Source organism: Nocardia sp. bgisy134 (genome assembly GCF_965341865.1).
In the GTDB taxonomy this organism is placed as follows: Bacteria; Actinomycetota; Actinomycetes; order Mycobacteriales; family Mycobacteriaceae; genus Nocardia.
Window position 1 is genome coordinate 159655 of sequence record NZ_CBDQZP010000002.1, and the last position, 18316, is coordinate 177970.

Consider the following 18316-nt stretch of genomic DNA (forward strand, 5'->3'; position numbering starts at 1 on the left):
GTGGGATGGACATAGAAGATCACCGCGTGGGGAGCGCCGAGCCGAGTCTCGTTCGCCCATACTCGTTGACCGCGGGCCGGACCAGGCCCACGGTCGAGTTGGCGCTGGAGGCCCTCGTCGCATCGCATCCGGTCGCCCTGGAGCGGCAGTTCGAACTGACCAACATCGAGACGTCAATCGTGGAGTTGTGCAGAGAATCGCCGTCCGTTGCCGAAGTAGCGGCTCGACTCGGAATTCCGATAGGTGTGGCACGAGTACTCGTGGCCGACCTCATCGAGGCCGGGCACGTACGCGTTTCGGCGACTTTGAAAGACGATTCCAGCGACGATGAACGTCGCGAGCTGATCGAAAGGGTTCTCAGTGGACTCCGGCGTATTTGATTCGACGGCACAGGTCGATACCCGCACCAGCAAGCCCACCTCGGCGAAGATCGTGGTCGCTGGTGGTTTCGGTGTTGGCAAGACCACGTTGGTCGGTGCCGTCTCGGAGATCGTTCCGCTGCGTACCGAGGCATTGGTGACCAATGCCAGTACCGGAATCGATAATCTGACCGGCATTCCGATGAAGTCCACCACCACGGTGGCCATGGACTTCGGCCGGATCAGCCTCGCGGACGATCTGGTTCTGTACTTGTTCGGTACGCCGGGCCAGTACCGGTTCTGGTTCATGTGGGACGACCTGATCCGGGGTGCCATCGGCGCCGTGGTGCTGGTCGACACCCGCAGGCTGGAGGACAGCTTCGCGGCCGTCGACTACTTCGAAGCGCGCAACCTACCCTTCCTGGTCGCGCTCAACGAATTCGACGACGCACCGCGTTATCCGATCGAGGACATCCGCCAGGCACTCGCGGTGCCCGCGGACGTGCCGATCCTGTCCATCGACGCGCGGCGGCGCGAGCCCGCCAAGCAGGCGCTGGTCTCGCTCACCGAGTACGCCCTACGCAAGGTGATGCAGGGCTACTGATCGCGGGGGCGGCCGCGGCTCGCCGCGGCTGTCTCGTCACCGACCGATCCGCCGCGCGGACGGCTGTGCCGTCCGACCGTGCGGATATGCTCGCGCGATGCGAATTTCGGCGCGAGAGTGGCTCGGGCAACTGCTCGACGCGGAGTCGTTCGTCAGCTGGGATCGGCCACCACTCGAGGTGGCCGCGTCCCCGCGATATCGCGAGGATCTGCGTAAGGCTGCGTCGACGGCGGGCACCGACGAGTCGGTGCTTACCGGCGAGGGTTTGCTGCGCGGTCGGCGAGTGGCCGTGATCGCCTGCGAGTTCGGGTTTCTGGCCGGCTCGATCGGCGTCGCGGCGGCCGAACGCATCGTCGCGGCCGTCGAGCGGGCCACCGAACTCGGTCTGCCCCTCGTCGCGTCACCGACCTCCGGCGGCACCCGCATGCAGGAGGGCACCGTCGCGTTCGTGCAGATGGTGAAGATCGCGGGCGCAGTCGCCGCGCACAAAGCCGCGGGCCATCCCTATCTGGTCTACCTGCGCGACCCGACCATGGGCGGGGTCTTCGCGTCGTGGGGCTCGTTCGGCCATATGACCTTCGCGCAGCCGGGCGCGCTGATCGGCTTCCTCGGCCCGCGCGTCTACAAGGCCCTGTACGGCAAGGACTTCCCGGAGGGCGTGCAGGTCGCGGAGAACCTGTACCACCGCGGCGTCATCGATGGGGTGATGCCGGTACATGTCTTCCGCCGGATCGCCCATCGCGCGCTGAGCGTGCTCAGCGGAGAAGTACGCGACGAAGAACCGGCCGCGACTCGGCGTGCGGGTCATGCAGCGACCGCGGGCGAGACGACCGCGGATGCCGCCTGGCGCTCCGTGCTGGCCTCGCGCCGCTCCGATCGCCCCGGCCTGCGCGATCTGTTGCGCCATGTGACGCAACGGGTTCCGCTCAGCGGCACCGGCCAGGGCGAGACCGATCGCAGCGTGGTGCACGCACTCGCCAGATTCCGCGGACAGCCCTGTGTGGTCTTCGGCCACGATCGGGCCGGGTGGCTCGGCGAGACCATGGGCCCGGCCGCGTTGCGCGAGGCACGCCGCAGCATGGCGTTGGCTGAGGAGTTGCGGCTGCCGCTGGTGCTGGTGATCGACACGGTGGGCGCGGCGCTGTCCAAGGAGGCCGAGGAGCGCGGACTCGCTCCCGAGATCGCGCGCTGCATCGCCGATCTGGTGACTTTGGACACCCCCACCATCTCGGTGCTGCTCGGCCAGGGCACCGGCGGCGGCGCGCTCGCGCTGCTGCCCGCCGACCGGGTTCTGGCCGCCACCAACGCCTGGCTCGCGCCGCTACCACCGGAAGGCGCCAGCGCGATCGTCTTCCGCGACACCGAGCACGCACCGGAACTCGCCGCCGCCCAACGCATCAGCGCACCCGCTCTGCTCGCCGACGGCATCGTCGACCGCATCGTCCCGGAACACCCCGACGCCGCCGACGAGCCGGTCGACTTCGCCTGCCGCATGGTCGCCGCCATCGGCGCGGAACTGGCCCTCCTGCGCACGCTGCCCCTGCACGATCTCGAACGGGCCCGCCGCGGGCGTTACCGCAGACTCGGACTCCCGGCGGCCTGACCGAACCGAGCCCGTGCGCTGCCGCGGTCTCGTCCGCTAACGGCCCGCAACGACATCCGCTGTCGGCGCGCCTGCCCGAGCACGCGGGCGAAATGCCCAGTTCAGGCGTTTTGTCGCGTGTGAACACGCGGGTAAGCGTCGTTGACGGTTTGCCCGCGCGCTTCTACGGTCGAACGGTGAGCTTCCGAAGCGAGACCTCCGCCGTGCCTTCGATCGTGCTGAACGACGGCAACGTCATCCCGCAGCTCGGGTTCGGCGTGTTCCAGGTGCCGCCCAAGGACGTGGCCGACGTCGTCACCTCCGCGCTCGAGGCCGGGTACCGCAGCATCGACACCGCCGCGATCTACGGCAACGAGGAGGGCACCGGGCAGGCGATCAACGCGTCCGGCCTGCCACGCGACGAGGTCTACGTCACCACGAAGCTGTGGAACGCCGACCAGGGCTATGACGCCACGCTGCGCGCCTTCGACGTGAGCATGGCCAAGCTCGGCCTGGACTACCTGGATCTCTACCTGATCCACTGGCCGGTGGCCATCGCCGACAAGTTCGTCGACTCTTTTCGCGCCTTCCAAGAGCTCAAGCGTCAGGGCAGGGTCCGCTCGATCGGTGTGTCCAACTTCACCGTGGCGAATCTGCGGCGGGTGATCGAGGAGACCGGCGAGATCCCCGCGGTCAACCAGATCGAGCTGCACCCCGGCCTCGCCCAGCACGAGCTGCGCGAATTCCACGCCGCCAACGCCATCGCCACCGAGGCGTGGAGCCCGCTCGGCCAGGGCACCCTGCTGGAGGACAAGACCATCACCGCGATCGCCGACGAGCTCGGCCGCACCTCCGCACAGGTGATCATCCGGTGGCACCTGCAGCTCGGCAACATCGTCATCCCGAAGTCGGTCACGCCGTCGCGCATCGCCGCCAACTTCGACGTGTTCGGCTTCGAGCTGGCCCCCGCACAGATGGACGCCATCGACGCGCTCGACCGCGGCGGCCGCCTCGGCCCCCACCCGGACAGCTTCACCATCGGACTCTGATCGGCGGCTCAGCGGCGGTCGCCGAGACCGAGATGCTCCGTCAGCTCGACGGCGGCCGCCCGGCCCGCGCGGTTCGCGCCGATGGTGCTCGCCGACGGGCCGTAGCCGATCAGGTGGATGCGCGGATCGACGGCCACCTGCGTCGCGAGACGCCCGGTCATGGTGATCCCGCCGCCCGGCCCGCGCAGCCGCAGCGGGGCCAAGTGGTCGAGCGCGCTGCGAAACCCGGTGGCCCACAGGATGACATCGGCCCGCTGGAACGAGCCGTCGGACCAGCGCACGCCGTCGGGTTCGATGTGGTCGAACATCGGACGCCTGCGCAGCGCGCCGCGCGCGTCGGCGGCGCGCAGCCGGTCGTCCCAGCGCAAGCCCGTCACCGAGACCACCGAACCCGGCGGCAGGCCGTTGCGCACCCGGTCCTCGACCAGCGCGACGGCCGTCCGCCCCGCCTCGTCGCTGAACTCGGCGTCGCGGAACACCGGCTCGGTCCTCGTGACCCAGGTGGTCGTGGTGACCTCGGAGATCTCGTCGAGCAGCTGCACGGCGGAGATGCCGCCGCCGACGACGACCACGTGTTGTCCGGCGAACTCCTCGGCGGTCCGATAGTCGCGCGTGTGCAGCTGACGTCCCGCGAAGTTCTCCTGACCTCGGTAGCGGGGGATGAAGGGCCGTTCCCAGGTTCCGGTGCCGTTGATCAGTCCGCGCACCCGGATCGTGCCCGCGGTGTCGGTCTCGGCGTTGAGGACGGTCCCGCGCCCGTCGCAGCGCAGGCCGTCGTCGGTGCGGTCGCACACCACGCCGACCGACACCTGCCTGCGCACCCGCAGATCGAAGCGCTTCTCGTACAGCTCGTAGTAGTGCGGCACGGCCGTGGCCGCGGGCGCGCTTTCCGAACCGGGCGGCAAGGTCTCGGCGAACGGCATTCCCGGCAGATCGTGCACTCGGTTGACGGTGCTCAGCGTGAGCGATGGCCAGCGGAACTGCCAGGCCCCGCCCGGACCCGGCGCGTGGTCGACGACGAGAAAATCGACTTCCGGGCGCAGCCCGAGGCGACGGAGGTGGTAGCCGGCCGACAGTCCCGCCTGACCAGCGCCGATCACCAGGATGTCGAAGTCGGTCGGCACAGCCGCCGATCGTATCGCCTGCGACATACCGCTCCGCCGCCTGTGGCAGAGTGAAAGCAACCAAACGACACGTTGAGTCGGGGAGGATGCATGCTCGGAGTTAGCCGAGATGGTGACGTCGTCACCATCGAATTACAACGCGAGGAGCGGCGCAATGCGCTGAACCACGAGCTCGTGACCCGGCTACGCGAGGCCGTCCTAGCCGCCGTCGCCGAGGGGGCGCGGGTGATCGTCCTCACCGGGCGCGGTCCGATCTTCAGTGCGGGCGCCGACCTGTCGGGTGTCTACTCCGACGATTTCCTCTCCGGTCTGCTCGACATGCTGCACACCATCGAGTCGGTCCCGGTGCCGGTGATCTCCGCCATCAACGGCGGCGCGCTCGGCGCGGGCGTGCAATTGGCGCTCGCCTCGGATCTGCGGGTGATCGCGCCGGATGCCTACATCGCCGTCCCGGCCGCCAAGCTCGGCATCACCGTGGACCGGTGGACCGCGCGGCGGCTGGTCTCGCTGATCGGCGGCGGTCCGGCCCGCACCGTTCTGCTTGGCGCCGAACGGATTCCGGCCGCCGACTGCTACTCCTTCGGCTTCGCCAACAAGCTCGGTACCCTCGCCGACGCGCAGGAATGGGCGAGATCGATCGCAGAGCTGGCGCCGCTTTCGCTGCGCCACATGAAACTGGTGCTCAACGACGACGGCACCCGCGAACCGGAATCCGCGCAGCAGCGCGCGGCGCTCGAAGCCGCGTGGTCCAGCGCCGACGCCCATGAGGGCAGGACGGCGCGGGCGGAGAAGCGCGCGGCGAAGTTCGTGGGGCGATGATGAGGACGAAGAAGATGTTCGGTTTCGCAGCAGGGGCGTTCGGTCTCGCCTGGGTGGTCAGGGCCGCGTGGGACATCCCGTCGGCGATCGGCGCCTCGATGTCGGCCATCCAGCCGTACGCGGCCGGATCGGTGAGTTATCGCAACCGTCAATTCCACAACAGCGAGCCGAGCACCCAGATCGCCGCGGGTTCGGTGCCCTCCCTGCTGTATTCGGCGTTCACCAAGCGCAATTTCGGGCGCCCGCGCGGGGTGGTTCCGCTGCAGAAGCCGCAGCCGCCCGCCGAGGCCGCCGATCTCGCGGTGACCTGGTACGGCCACGCGTCGGCGCTGATCGAGGTGGACGGGTACCGGATCCTCACCGATCCCGTTTGGAGCGAACGGGTTTCGCCCTCGCCGCTGGTCGGGCCCGCGCGGTTGCATCCGGTGCCGGTCCCGCTCGCCGAGCTGCCGCAGGTGGACGCGGTGATCATCTCTCACGACCACTACGACCACTTGGACAAGGAGACCATCCGGGCGCTCGTGGTCGGGCAGTCGACGCCGTTCCTGGTCCCGATCGGGATCGGCGCGCACCTGCGGCACTGGGGTGTTCCCGAGCATCGCATCATCGAATTGGATTGGGGCGGTTCGATTTCGCTGGCGGCGCTGGGCCGCGAGCGGGACGGGACCGATCTGGTGCTCACCTGCACCGAGGCGCGGCACTTCTCCGGTCGCGGCCTGGTGCGGAACACCACGCTCTGGGCGTCCTGGTCCATCGTCGGCCCGACGCGGCGGGTGTACTTCGGCGGCGACACCGGCTACACCAAGTCGTTCGCCGAGGCGGGCGCGGCACTCGGTCCCTTCGACCTGACGCTGCTGCCGATCGGCGCTTACGACGAGCGCTGGGCCGACGTGCACATGAACCCGGAGGAGGCGGTGCGCGCGCACGCCGATCTGTGCGTCGGCGATGCCGGCCACGGCCTGCTCGTGCCGATCCACTGGGCGACGTTCAATCTGGCCTTCCACGGATGGTCGGAGCCGGTGCACCGGATGGTCGCCGCCGCGGAAGAAGTGGGCACCTCGGTCGCGGTACCGATGCCCGGACAGCGCGTTGTTCCGCAAGCTCTGCCTCCCCGCGATTCATGGTGGGAAAATGTAGGTTGACCTGTCGGTATCTCCGACATCCGATTGGCGGCAGGAAAGGAACGACGGCGATGAGCCTGGCGGACACTCTGAAGGGCCTGGTCGGTAAGGGCAAGGAGGCGGCGTCCAAGAACGCGGGCAAGATCAACGAGGCGGTCGACAAGGCCGGCGACTTCATCGACCAGAAGACGCACGGCAAGTACACGGACAAGATCGAAAAGGGCAAGGAAGCCGCCAAGAAGGTGGTTCCGCCGGAGCAGCCCGGACAGCCGGGCCAGGGCCCGGCACCGCGGGCCTGACGATCGCACGGCCGGGGACCGCCGACCTGTCGGTCCCCGGCCGTACTATCGAGTCATGGTGTCCCGCCGTGCATTCGGCGGTGGTCCGGGCCGACCCGATATCGAGGTCGAACTCAGCAATCTCGACAAGGTGCTGTATCCGGCGACCGGGACCACCAAAGGCGAGGTGATCGCCTACTACGCGGCCATCGCTCCGGCGATGTTGCCGCATATCGCCGGGCGCCCGGTGACGAGAAAACGCTGGCCCAACGGGGTCGACCACCCTTCCTTCTTCGAGAAGAATCTCGCCGAACACGCGCCGTCCTGGATCGAGCGCCGCACGCTGGTGCACTCCGATCGGCGGGTGGTGTATCCGCTGATCGATTCCGAGGCGGGTCTGGCCTGGCTCGGACAGCAGGCGTCGCTGGAAGTCCATGTGCCGCAATGGCGTTTCGACGGCGATCGGATGGGTCCGGCCACCAGGCTGGTCTTCGACCTGGATCCGGGGCCGGGCGTCGGCCTCGCGGAGTGCGCGACCGTCGCCCTCGCCGTGCGGGAGATGGTCGAGGGCATCGGACTGCACGCGTTCCCGGTCACCAGCGGCAGCAAGGGCATTCACCTCTACGTGCCGCTGGATCGGGTGCTGAGCCCCGGCGGCGCGTCGACGGTGGCCAAGCAGGTGGCTGGCAATCTGCAGAAGCTGCACCCGGACCTGGTCACGGCCACCATGGCCAAATCCGTGCGGCGCGGCAAGGTGTTCCTGGATTGGAGCCAGAACAACCCGGCCAAGACCACCATCGCGCCCTATTCCTTGCGCGGCCGCGCCGAGCCCAATGCCGCGGCGCCGCGCAGCTGGGCCGAGATCGAGAACCGGAAGAAGCTGCGGCACTTGCGTTTCGAGGAAGTGCTCGTGCGCTGGCGGGACGACGGCGATCTGCTCGCCGAGCTGGACCCGCCGGACGCGGGCGGGGCCGACGCACTGAGCAAGTACCGTTCCCTGCGCGATCCGGCGCGCACGCCGGAGCCGGTGCCGTCCGCGCGGCCGGCTCCCGGCGCCGGAAATCGGTTCGTGGTGCAGGAACACCACGCGCGCCGCCTGCACTGGGACGTGCGGCTCGAACGCGACGGCGTCCTGGTGTCCTGGGCGGTGCCGAAGGGTCCGCCGACCTCCTCGCGGCAGAACCGGCTCGCGGTGCACACCGAGGATCATCCGCTGGAGTACCTGGACTTCCACGGCGAGATTCCCAAGGGGGAGTATGGCGCCGGGGAGATGACCATCTGGGATACCGGCACCTACGAGACCGAGAAGTGGCGCGACGACGAGGTGATCGTCTGCTTCCACGGCGAGCGGCTCACCGGTCGCTACGCGCTCATCCAGACCAACGGCAACCAATGGCTGATGCACCTCATGCAGGATCAGCAGCCGGAACCGGAAGACGCCGAGACACAGCATGATTCGTCGCGGAGCCGGGGGAAGCGTGCGGCGTCCGATGGATCCGGCGGCAAGTCCGCCGTCAACGAACCGCTCGAACCGCGGGCGCAGGCAGGCGGCGACGCGCCGTTTCCCCGTGGCCTCGCGCCGATGCTGGCGACCTCGGGCGATGTCGGCGAACTGGACGAGGCGGAATGGTGCTTCGAGACGAAGTGGGACGGCTTCCGTCTCGTCGCCGAGATCGATTCCGGCGCTGTGACCTTGCGCAGCCGCGCGGGCAACGTGGTGACCTCGCGTTATCCGGGTATCGGGGTGCTCGCGAAGGAACTGGACGGCCACCGGGTCGTCCTCGACGGCGAGGCGGTCGTCTTCGACGACCACAGCGTCGCGAATCTGGGTCTGCTGCAAGCGGATGCGGCCCGCGCCGTCTTCGTCGCCTTCGACGTGCTGTATCTGGACGGCACCTCGCTGGTCCGCAAACGGTATTCGGACCGCAGACGGGTGCTGGAGGCGCTCGCCGCCAACGCGCCCTCGCTGCGCGTGCCGCCCAGGCTGGACGGTCCCGGGTCCGTGGCGCTGCACTACAGCCAGGAGCACGGCATGGAGGGCGTCGTCGCCAAACGCAAGGATTCGGTGTATCTGCCTGGTAAGCGCGGACATTCGTGGGTCAAGCAGCGCAATTGGCGCACCCAGCGGGTGGTGGTCGGCGGCTGGCGACGCAGCGATGCGCGCGAGTTCAAGTCGCTGCTCGTCGGTATTCCATACCAGGACAGGTTGATCTACGTCGGCCGCGTCGGCACCGGCTTCGGCGATACCGGCATGCGCGAGCTGGCCGCCAGGCTGCGCAAGCTGGAACGCAAGACCAGCCCGTTCGACAACCCGCTGAGCGCCGAGGAACGCAAGGAGGCGGTGTGGGTGACCCCGAAGATCGCGGGCACTGTGCGCTTCATGAACTGGACCGAGACCGGACGGCTCTGGCATCCGGGTTGGGTCGGTGAGATCGACTGACGCGTGCGGTGTGGCGCCGATCGCCAGTAGTTTGCCAGGCCGGTCGTGCGCGGGCTCGGTATCGTGAATTCGAGTTGTTTCGACTCGAGAACGGGGAGTGCACGGTGGACTTCAAGAACCTGGCAGCCAAGGCGATGGACCTGGCCCAGCAGAACGCGGACAAGGTCGACACGGTGATCGACAAGGCGGGCGACATCGTCGATCAGAAGACCGGGAGCAAGTTCGCCGGCCAGGTCGACGCGGCTCAGGACGCCGCCAAGAAGGCCATCCGCAAGGAAGGCTGAGCGAGCTCCCGTCGTCCGGCCCGCGCCGGACGACGGGACGGTCTCACTCCTTCTCGCCCGCGAGCAATGGCGTGATGGTCGCGGAATCCGTCACGATCGCATGCGCCTGGAATTCGAAATCCGCGTACGCGCGCGCGATCGCGTCCTGATCGCGGCCGCCGCACGCGTCGCTGATCACCACCGGGACGAACCCGAGATCGGTGGAGTGGATGACGGTCGGCGCGATGCCGATCTCCAGCGCGACGCCCATGATCGCGTACGCCCCGATGCCGAGATCCCGCAGCGTGCTGGCCAGCGGGGTGCCCTCGAAAGCCGACATCGAGGTCTTGTCGAAGACGATTTCGTCGGGCCGCGGCCGCAGCTCCGGCACCAGCTCGAAGGCCGGGGTGTCGCGCTGCAGAATGGGTTTGAGCTCGTCGATCGAGTCCACCCCCTGCCAGCTCATCGCCATCCGCAGCGCGAACTTGCCGCTGAGCCGGTGCGGCAGGAAGAAATGCCGCAGGAATATCACCGGATAGCCGCCGCGGCGGGCCGCCTCCACCACGGGCACCACCCGCTGGATGATCTCCGGGCCGTCCGGCAGTTGCGACAGCACCCCCACCTGCATGTCGTAGACGATCACCGCCATCCGATCCGGACCGCACACATCGGCGAGTCCCTCGGGGATGTCCAGTCCGTTGCCGTACCGCATCGTCAGCTCTCCTTCTCGATGATCGAACGTCGCCGAGACCCTCGTCGGGCGCGATTCGATTGCGCTGAGGGCACTTTCGCACCACTGTAACCACGCGCGCCGAGCCTGTTGCCGGGCGGCCGCCCCCGCAGTACCGTCGAGTGTGTCGAGGCGGAGATAGCCGCGCCTCGGTGAGTCTTGGAGTCGGGATGAGTACGAAAGGCCTACGTTCGCCACGGGCTTTCGGTGCGCTCCGCGAGCGCACGCTTGCCAAGCTTTCCCGTACGCCGAGGGGGGTGAGGGCCCGGAGTCGGCCCCGGTTCCGCGCTTTCGGTGTCGTCCTGCTGGCGGCGGTGCTGTCGCTGAGTCTCGCCGTGCCCGGCGCGGCGATCCCGCGACCCGACGACGATCCGTTCTACGCCGCTCCCGCCGACCTCGCCGACTACCCCGCGGGCGCGATCGTTCGCTCGCGGCCGATCACGCTGTTGGGTCTGCCGCTGCCGGTTTCGGCGTGGCAGGTGCAGTACCGGACGAACGACGCGGGCGGCGCGCCGACGCCGGGCATCGCCACCGTGATGGTGCCGAACCTGCCGTGGTGGGGCGCGGGGGAGCGGCCGCTGCTGTCCTACCAGGTGCCCGAGGACAGCCTCGGCACCCAGTGCGCGCCCTCCTATGCGCTGCGCGGTGGCTGGGAGTTGAGCGGCATCACGACCTACCTCGACACACCGTTCATGGCGGACGCGCTGCGTCGCGGCTGGGCGCTGGTGGTCAGCGACCACCAGGGGCCGTGGTCCCGCTTCCTGGACGGAGTGAATGCCGGGCACGCCGTGCTGGACGGCATCCGGGCCGCTCGAGCCTTCGCTCCGGGCGGCGTCGGGCCCGCGAGCCCAGTGGGCGCGTACGGGTATTCGGGCGGTGCGTTCGCGACGCTGTGGGCAGCGCAGCTGCAACCGGGCTACGCCCCCGATGTCGAGTTCGCGGGCATCACCTCGGGCGGGGTGCCTGCCGACTGGCCCGCGATCGCCCGCGGCGTGGACGGCGGCGTGCAGGCCGGGTTGGCGCTACTGATCGTGCTGTCGGTCGCCCGCGACTACCCGGAGTACGGCGTCGCCGAGCTGTTGAACGAGCGCGGGCGCGCGATGCTGGCCGAGAACGGGTCGGCCTGCGGGTCGGAACTGGTGGTGAAGTACATCGATGCGCGCGTCGACGATTTCGCGATCGAGCCGAACCTGCTGGCGCATCCGGCCTTCCTCGCGGCGACGGCTGCGCAGGAGTTGGGCGGGACCGCGCCGCGAGTCCCGGCCTACCTCTATCACAGCACCACCGACGACGTGATTCCCGTCGCGGGCTTCACCGCGCTGGTGGACCGCTACTGCGCACTCGGCGCGGACCTGACCGTCACGCATTCGACATTGCCCGGCCACAATCCGACCGCGGTGGTCGAGGCGTTCGGAGCGATGAACTATCTCGGGGACCGCTTCGCGGGCGTGCCGGTGGCGGCGGGGTGTCACCCGCGCTGAGCCGCGTGTTCGGCTAGGTGTCGCCGTGCTCGGGCATGGGCGATCGCACAACCGGGATCAGGCCGGGACGACAAGCGGCGCGCACCGACTCGAGGGGGAAGCCGGTGCGCGCCGCGTTTCGGAAAGGGGCGGTTCAGTTCACCGGAGTCCCGGTCTGATCCGTCCACTTGGTGGTACCCGGCGCCGCGGTCAAGGTGCTGAGCAGATCGATACCGGCGACCACCAGCGTCGGGCCTCCCACGATGATGGTGCCGATGATGCCCCCGATCGAGGCGCCCGTGATGACGCTGGCGATCACGCCGGGGCCGGTGATGATTCCGGTCAGGCCGATGAGGGCGCCGAGCGCGGTGCCGATGAATCCGCCGACCGCGGTCGCGATTCCGAACTGCGAGGCGAACGCATTCATCGCCTGCTGGTTCTCCATCAGTGACGCGACAGGGGTGGCCTGCACGGGTCGCGCCTGTGCGGCGTTCTTGACCGCCGTCAATTCCAGCACCCGGCCGTCGTCGCGGACCTTGTGCGGCAGCGGGTATTCCAGTCCGTCCTGCCGGACCGAGAGCGGCAGGGTGACGACCGCGTTCCCGGCCGAGTCCTCGATGGCTACCGAGTTGCCGGTCAGCTCGAAGGAACCGTTCGTCAGTGTGGTGATGATCGTGTCGCCGATCAGCTTCGCCTCGTACCCGATGTCGGGAACGGGCGCGGCAGCCGGTTGTGCGTGCACAGTGCCCGCGCCGACGGCGACGGCGGCGACGAGCGGTACGACGGCCGCGGTGATCTTGCGAAGAATCATTTTGCGGTGTTCCAATCTTCGTCAGGATTTCATGCCCTACGAACACCCCACACGCCGAAAAACCTTCCCCCTCAACGCGCGCGGAGCCTTGATGTGATTCAGAGAACAGCAACGCTGGGTGTCACATTACTGGGCGATCGCGGGTTTGGAACGCAAAATTGCGGGTAAGCCCGACTCTTGTCGGCAGCGGTCGTCGCACCGGTGCCAAAGGTCTTATGTCTCTTGGCTATATGTGCACGTCAAACCGCTTTCGGTTGACTAACCGAAGATTTGCTACAAGGCGCGATACGCGACGCGCCGAAGGGTGACACGCCCTATTCGATGGAACTCTTGATCTTGTCGATCGCCTTGGAGTTGAGCTCGTCCTGCTGCTGGAACGCCGACGCGATGGCGTCGACGCCGCCGCTGAGCGCCTCGATCGACTTGCCGAGCCCCTCGATGCCCTTCATGCCGTCCTCGGCGCCCGGCGTGTACTCCTTGGCGAAATTCTGGCCGATCTCGTCGTCGCCCCAGCATTCGCCCTCGGCCGCGACCGTGGTCTGGACGTTCTTCACCGCCTTAAGCACCTTGTCGGCGGCCGCGGCGAAGCCGGGCTTGGTGGCGCGCAGCGCATCCGGGTCGACCTGCAAGCTACTCATCGACCCTCCAGATATCCCCGGTTGCGGTAGTACTCGTCCTCGGCTTTCTCGTCCAGCTCGGCGGGCTGGGACGCGGCATCGGTCGAGGCCGGTTCGGGGAACAGGGAATTCACCAGGTTCTTGATGCTCGGCGCGCCGGGCACCAGATCGGGTAGATCCGGGATGTCGTGGCCTACTTGTTCGAACGCGCCGAAGGCCCGCTGGGCCTCTTCGCTGGCCAGGCGGGCGGCCACCTGGGTCGCCTCGGTCATGGCCGCGCCGAGCTTCTGCGGCGTCGAGCGTTTGAAGGCGTCCGGCTCGAGGTGCACCTCGACCGGCACGCCCGCGGAATTGCTGGTGACCCGGACCAGGTTGTCCGAGGACCACGCGGTGACCGTCGTCGCGGCCAGCCTGGCCTGCGTCTCGGCGAGTTCCCTTCGCTGCCGCTCGAATATCTCCAGCAGGTCGTCGACCTCGCCGCGCAGCGCCTCGTTGCGCGCCAGCTGCGCCGCGCGTTCACTGTCGGCCATCGGCCACCCCTCGCTCTTCCCGAATTCCGGCCCGTCATGGATTTCGACGCGCCGCGCCGACGATCGGTTCCCCTCAGTCTGCCGTCCACCGGACCGCGCCGTCGTCTCGGCGGGTCGGTCCGGATCAGAGCAGCACGTCGAGCAGCACCGAACCCGTGCACACGAGGCCGACGAGGCCGAGCGCGACCGCGTCGCGGCGACCCGGCGCGCTGGGCCGGGCGGTGAGCTGGCCGGTGCCGCCGCGGGCGGTGATGGCTTCGCCGAGCTCGCCGGCTCGGCGGGTGGCCACGGCCATGGCCGCGGTGAGGATGTCGATGATCGGGCTGTCGGACGCCCGGTCCAGCAGCCGGTCCTTGGGCCGGAGCCGTCGGGCCGCGCGCAGCACCCGGATCTCCTCCAGCAGCAGCGGCAGTCCGCGCAGCGTCAGCGCCACCACCACGGCCCACTCGTCCACCGGCACTTTGAGTTTGCGCAGCGGTGCGCCCAATCTGGCCAAGGCGGGGGCGATCTCGCTCATCGGCGTGGTCCACGCGATGAGGAAGGAGGCGGCCACCAGGATCAGGCCGAAGGTCACCGTCTGGGTGTAGCGCAGCAGCGCCGCGCCGCCCACCGGCACGTTGATCAGCGCGCCCGCGCCGAGCATCGCCCAGAACCACCACGGCAGCCTGGGCAGCGTGCCGAGCGGAAGCCGGGCGATCAGTCCGATCGCCAGCAGAAAGACGACCATCGCGCCGAGCACCGGCCAGGACGGCCAGAACATCAGCAGCAGGCTGATCAGGAACGCGGCGATCATCTTGGTGCCCGCCCAGAGGTTGTGCACCGGGCTGGACACCGGTACCTGGCGAAACAGGACCGTGCTCATTTCGCGCCTCCGTGTCCGAAGCGCCACGCCGCGTCGCCGGAATGCGGCGGTGGCGCGGCCGATCGCAGGTCGCGGTGCGGGTCGATGCGATGCGCCGCGGGCGCGGCGTCGGAGACCGGCTGGGTCTCCAGGATGCGGCCCGAGCTCAGGTGCACGGTGCGGTCGCACACGGCGGCCATGTCCTCGACGTCGTGTGAGATGACGATCAGCGTCAGCCCGGAATCCCGCAGCTGCGCAAGCAGTTCCACGATGTCGGCGCGGCCCTCGGGATCCAGTCCGGCCAGCGGTTCGTCGAGCACGACCACCTGCGGGCGGCTGGCCACGATGGCGGCGAGCACCACGCGCTTGGCCTGCCCGCCGCTGAGCTCCTCGATGGAGCGCGCGGCCAGTGCGCGATCCAGGCCGACGGCGTCCAGCGCCTTGCCCACCGCGCCGGATCCGGTGGCGCGTCCGCCCCAGTCGGCGATCTCCGCGCCGACCGTCTGTTTCTGCAATTGCAGCCGGGAATGCTGGAACGCCAGCTCCACCCGGCCGATCTGCCGCGTCACCGGGCGGCCACCGAGTTCGCAGCGCCCGGAGCTCGGTTCGATCAGGCCCGCGATGATCCAGGCGAGGGTCGACTTGCCGGAACCGTTGCCGCCGACCACGAGCAGCGCCTCACCGCGGCGCACCATCAGGTCGACGCCGTGCAAGGCGGGCGCCTCCCACGGCGTGCCCCGGTTGTAGGTGTGTCGGACGTCGCGCAGTTCCAGGACGCTCTGGCCCATGGGGCGGCGGCGCGCGTCGCGCACCGGCTGCGGCCAGGCGGGTAGCCGGTCGACGGTCCGGCCCGCCGCCAGATGCACCACCCGGTCCGCGGCCGCGGCGTCGGCCTCGTGGTGGGTCACCAGCACCACCGCCATCGGGTGGCGGCGCGGCAGCTCGGCGAGCAGGGCGACCAGTTCGCCGCGACCTTCGGGATCGATCATCGAGGTGGCCTCGTCGGCGATGAGCAGCGCCGGGCGGCGGGCCAGTGCCGCCGCCACCGCGAGGCGTTGCTGCTGGCCGCCGGAGAGTGTGGTGGTCTCGCGTTCGCCCATGCCCGCCAGGCCGACCTCGCCGAGCAGCGCTTCCACGTCTACTTCGGCGGCGAGCACCTGGGGAAGTCCCCAGACGACGTCGTCGGCGACCAGGACGCCAAGGGTCTGGCTTTCCGGCCGTTGCAGCACCAGCGCCGTGCCGCCGAGGTGGCCGAGGCCCGCGGAGCCCGGTCGCCGCACCTCGCCCGAGGTGGGCGGCAGCCCGGCCAGCAGCCGGGTGAGCGTGGACTTGCCCGAGCCGTTGTGGCCGACGATCGCGACGAACTCCCCGACCCGCACGCCGAGGTCGATATCGCGCAGTGCGTCGGTGCGCGCGCCCGGGTAGCGGAAGCCCGCAGCGTGCAGCGTCACCGGCAGCGGGGCGATCGGCCGCTCGTCCACCGGCGCGTCGAGGCGATCCCGGGCGGGCAGCCAGGCCAGCCGGTCCAGCACCGAACCGAGCACGAACCAGGAGAACACCGCGCTCACCACCACGCCGAGCGCGACGCCGCCGCCGATCCACACCCACCACCAGGTGAGCGCGACGTCGGTGAGATCCGACGCGGCCCGCCCGAGCGGCTCCAGGGCGGACTGTCTCTCGGCGAGTCGCTGCACGCCGTCGGCGGTGTTGCGGACGGTGTCGAACAACAGCTCCCTGGTCTGTCCGGCGACCAGCAGCGATCCGATGGTGAACGCGGCCCACAGCACGCCCGCCAGCATCGCGAGGAAGAGCACCGAGAACAGCCCACCGCCGCGGCGCTTGACCCCGCCGATGATGCCGCCGATGGTCGCCGACGCGACCACGCCGAGCGCGGGCATGACGCCTGCGGCGACGAAAGTGACCAGGGTGGCCGAGGCGGTCGCGGTCATCAGCGCGCGCGGCCGGTAGCGATGCGCCAGCATGCCCATCGGAACGGCCGCGACGATTTGCAGCGCGGCGGCCAGCGGAACCACGGACCCGACGGTGACCAGCCCGACCGTCACCCCGCCCAGCACCGCGCCGGTGGCCAGCTCGATCGGGCGCAGCGGGCCGCGCTCCGCGGAACCGGTGCGGCCGTCGGCCATCGGCAGATCACTCACGCAACAAGTCTGCCAGCAGGCGCGGCGGGCGGCCGGTTCGCCGGATCAGGCGACCCTGGTCATGGTGTAGTCGTCGCGGTTCAACTTGCGGGTGCGGCGGCGGTAACTGGACACGGTGCCCGGCCAGTTGTTGGTGATGCGGCCCGAGGCGGTGCGGTACCAGCTGGTGCAGAAGTTCCACGGGGTGCGGGTCAGCCGTCGCTGGAGCGCGTCATTGAATTCGCGCTCGAGTTCGTCGCGGACCTCGAGACAGTGGCCTGGCCGGTCGGCGAGCAGCCGCACGGCCTGCCGGATGTAGCGAGCCTGCGATTCGATCATGTAGATGATCGAGCCCGCGGCGAGGTTGGTGTTCGGCCCGTAGACCAGGAAGAGGTTCGGGAAATCGGGCACGGCGATGCCGAGGAAGGCGTGCGCGCCGTCGGCCCACGCGTCGGCGAGTTTGCGACCGCCGCGCCCGTAGATCCGCATCGGCCAGAGGAATTCGGTGCCTTTGAAGCCGGTGCCGTAGATGATCACGTCGGCCTCGTGCAGCCTGCCGTCCGCGGTGCGCACGCCCTCGGGGACGATCTCGCTGATCGCGGTGGTCTCGACCGCGACGTTGGGCTGGGTGAGCGCGGGGTAGTAATCGTTGGAGAACAGCCCGCGCTTGCAGCCGATGGGGTAGTCGGGGGTGAGTTTGGCGCGCAGTTCCGGATCGGCGACCTGTTTCTGCAGGTGCTTTTCGGCGATGCGGCCGACCATCCGTGCGATCGCGGGGAATTCGACGAGACCCAGCGAGACGAATTCTCCCGCCGACCACCAGCCGAACCGCTCCACCAGCAGCGCGCCGGGCAGCTTCGCGAACAGCTTGTGCTGAATCGGTGAGTAGTCGGTGTCGAACTTGGGGATGACCCAGGCCGCGGTGCGCTGGAACAGCGTCAGGTGCTCGACCTTCGGCTGGATTTCGGGGATGAACTGGATGGCGCTGGCCCCGGTGCCGATGCAGAGGACGCGCTTTCCCGTCAGGTCCACGTCGTGGTCCCACTCGGCGGAATGAAAGGACGCGCCCGCGAAGGTGTCGAGGCCGGGAAGGTCCGGCAGCTTGGGCCGGGAGAGCTGGCCGACCGCGGAGATCAGCACATCGGCGGTCCGCGCCGTGCCATCGGCGGTCCGGACGGTCCATCGGCCGGTCTGCTCGTCGAATTCGGCGTCGGTCACGTCCGCGCCGAAGACGATGGCCTCCAGCAGCTCGTGTCGCCGCGCGACCCCGCGCAGGTAGTCGTGGATGGCGTCGCGGCCGGAGTAGCGCTGTGGCCAGTCCGGCTTCGGTTCGTAGGAGTAGGAGTAGAGCGGTGACGGCACGTCACAGGCCGCGCCGGGGTAGGTGTTCTCCCGCCACACCCCGCCGAGGTCGGCGGCCCGCTCCAGGATCGTGATGTCGCGGATACCGCTGCGTCGCAGCTCGATCGCGGTGCCGATGCCGCCGAAACCCGCGCCGATGATCAGAACCGATGGCCGGTCGCCAGCTGTCATGTGACACTCCTCACAAC

At 69.2% G+C, this 18316-nt stretch carries 18 protein-coding genes; 10 read left to right on the top strand and 8 right to left on the bottom strand.

The features are described from left to right. The first annotated feature begins 5 nt into the window (after positions 1–5). From ACRWNM_RS04725 to ACRWNM_RS04740, 4 genes are all read left to right on the top strand, one after another. Complete coding sequence (locus ACRWNM_RS04725) at positions 6–380, top strand: DUF742 domain-containing protein (protein WP_067785475.1); 375 nt, start codon at positions 6–8, stop codon at positions 378–380. Then, positions 361–963 (top strand): GTP-binding protein, encoded by a 603-nt coding sequence (locus tag ACRWNM_RS04730; protein WP_174414979.1) that lies wholly within the window; start codon positions 361–363, stop codon positions 961–963. The genes ACRWNM_RS04725 and ACRWNM_RS04730 overlap by 20 nt, the downstream gene beginning before the upstream one ends. A 97-nt stretch (positions 964–1060) precedes the next feature. Next, a complete protein-coding gene (locus ACRWNM_RS04735) occupies positions 1061–2566 on the top strand; it encodes a carboxyl transferase domain-containing protein (protein WP_431963858.1) in 1506 nt (501 codons plus the stop codon). A gap of 176 nt (positions 2567–2742) precedes the next feature. Continuing rightward, positions 2743–3594 carry an aldo/keto reductase gene (locus tag ACRWNM_RS04740; RefSeq protein ID WP_431963860.1) on the top strand — a complete coding sequence of 284 codons (852 nt, stop codon included), beginning with the start codon at positions 2743–2745 and terminating at the stop codon, positions 3592–3594. 8 nt (positions 3595–3602) lie between these two features. Here ACRWNM_RS04740 and ACRWNM_RS04745 read toward each other — a convergent pair whose 3' ends face one another. Next, complete coding sequence (locus tag ACRWNM_RS04745) at positions 3603–4745, bottom strand: NAD(P)-binding domain-containing protein (RefSeq protein WP_431963862.1); 1143 nt, start codon at positions 4743–4745, stop codon at positions 3603–3605. A 63-nt stretch (positions 4746–4808) separates the two neighbouring features. Here ACRWNM_RS04745 and ACRWNM_RS04750 point away from each other — a divergent pair, with 63 nt between their 5' ends. The 5 genes from ACRWNM_RS04750 (at position 4809) to ACRWNM_RS04770 (ending at position 9660) form a co-directional block, all read left to right on the top strand. After that, positions 4809–5537 carry an enoyl-CoA hydratase gene (locus ACRWNM_RS04750; protein WP_431963864.1) on the top strand — a complete coding sequence of 243 codons (729 nt, stop codon included), beginning with the start codon at positions 4809–4811 and terminating at the stop codon, positions 5535–5537. Next, a complete protein-coding gene (locus tag ACRWNM_RS04755; protein WP_431963866.1) occupies positions 5537–6679 on the top strand; it encodes an MBL fold metallo-hydrolase in 1143 nt (380 codons plus the stop codon). Before ACRWNM_RS04750 ends, ACRWNM_RS04755 begins: the two co-directional genes overlap by 1 nt. Before the next feature lie 50 nt (positions 6680–6729). Next, complete coding sequence (locus tag ACRWNM_RS04760) at positions 6730–6957, top strand: antitoxin (protein WP_431963868.1); 228 nt, start codon at positions 6730–6732, stop codon at positions 6955–6957. Positions 6958–7012: 55 nt separating this feature from the next. Then, positions 7013–9376, top strand: a complete 2364-nt coding sequence (locus tag ACRWNM_RS04765; RefSeq protein ID WP_431963870.1) for an ATP-dependent DNA ligase — start codon at positions 7013–7015, stop codon at positions 9374–9376. Between the two features lie 104 nt (positions 9377–9480). Further along, positions 9481–9660 carry an antitoxin gene (locus ACRWNM_RS04770; protein ID WP_431963872.1) on the top strand — a complete coding sequence of 60 codons (180 nt, stop codon included), beginning with the start codon at positions 9481–9483 and terminating at the stop codon, positions 9658–9660. 43 nt (positions 9661–9703) lie between these two features. Here the strand turns inward: ACRWNM_RS04770 and ACRWNM_RS04775 are convergent, their stop codons facing one another. Further along, positions 9704–10351, bottom strand: a complete 648-nt coding sequence (locus ACRWNM_RS04775) for a cysteine hydrolase family protein (RefSeq protein ID WP_431963874.1) — start codon at positions 10349–10351, stop codon at positions 9704–9706. Positions 10352–10626: 275 nt separating this feature from the next. On the opposite strand from ACRWNM_RS04775, the gene ACRWNM_RS04780 reads away from it, so the two are divergent. Further along, positions 10627–11850 carry a lipase family protein gene (locus ACRWNM_RS04780; protein WP_431963876.1) on the top strand — a complete coding sequence of 408 codons (1224 nt, stop codon included), beginning with the start codon at positions 10627–10629 and terminating at the stop codon, positions 11848–11850. Positions 11851–11983: 133 nt separating this feature from the next. Here the strand turns inward: ACRWNM_RS04780 and ACRWNM_RS04785 are convergent, their stop codons facing one another. From ACRWNM_RS04785 to ACRWNM_RS04810, 6 genes are all read right to left on the bottom strand, one after another. Next, positions 11984–12640, bottom strand: a complete 657-nt coding sequence (locus tag ACRWNM_RS04785) for an ammonium transporter (protein ID WP_431963878.1) — start codon at positions 12638–12640, stop codon at positions 11984–11986. 314 nt (positions 12641–12954) lie between these two features. Continuing rightward, the gene (locus ACRWNM_RS04790) at positions 12955–13278 is read right to left on the bottom strand and encodes a hypothetical protein (RefSeq protein ID WP_431963880.1); all 324 of its coding nucleotides are present in this window, start codon (positions 13276–13278) and stop codon (positions 12955–12957) included. Then, entirely contained in the window at positions 13275–13787 is a 513-nt protein-coding gene (locus tag ACRWNM_RS04795) for a YbaB/EbfC family nucleoid-associated protein (protein WP_431963882.1), read from the bottom strand. The genes ACRWNM_RS04790 and ACRWNM_RS04795 overlap by 4 nt, the downstream gene beginning before the upstream one ends. 124 nt (positions 13788–13911) lie before the next feature. Beyond that, positions 13912–14649 carry a CbiQ family ECF transporter T component gene (locus tag ACRWNM_RS04800; RefSeq protein WP_431963884.1) on the bottom strand — a complete coding sequence of 246 codons (738 nt, stop codon included), beginning with the start codon at positions 14647–14649 and terminating at the stop codon, positions 13912–13914. Beyond that, entirely contained in the window at positions 14646–16772 is a 2127-nt protein-coding gene (locus ACRWNM_RS04805) for an ATP-binding cassette domain-containing protein (protein WP_431964523.1), read from the bottom strand. Before ACRWNM_RS04805 ends, ACRWNM_RS04800 begins: the two co-directional genes overlap by 4 nt. A 60-nt stretch (positions 16773–16832) precedes the next feature. Next, on the bottom strand, positions 16833–18299 hold the full coding sequence (locus tag ACRWNM_RS04810) for a flavin-containing monooxygenase (RefSeq protein WP_431963886.1): 1467 nt from the start codon (positions 18297–18299) through the stop codon (positions 16833–16835). Between the last annotated feature and the right edge of the window lie 17 nt (positions 18300–18316).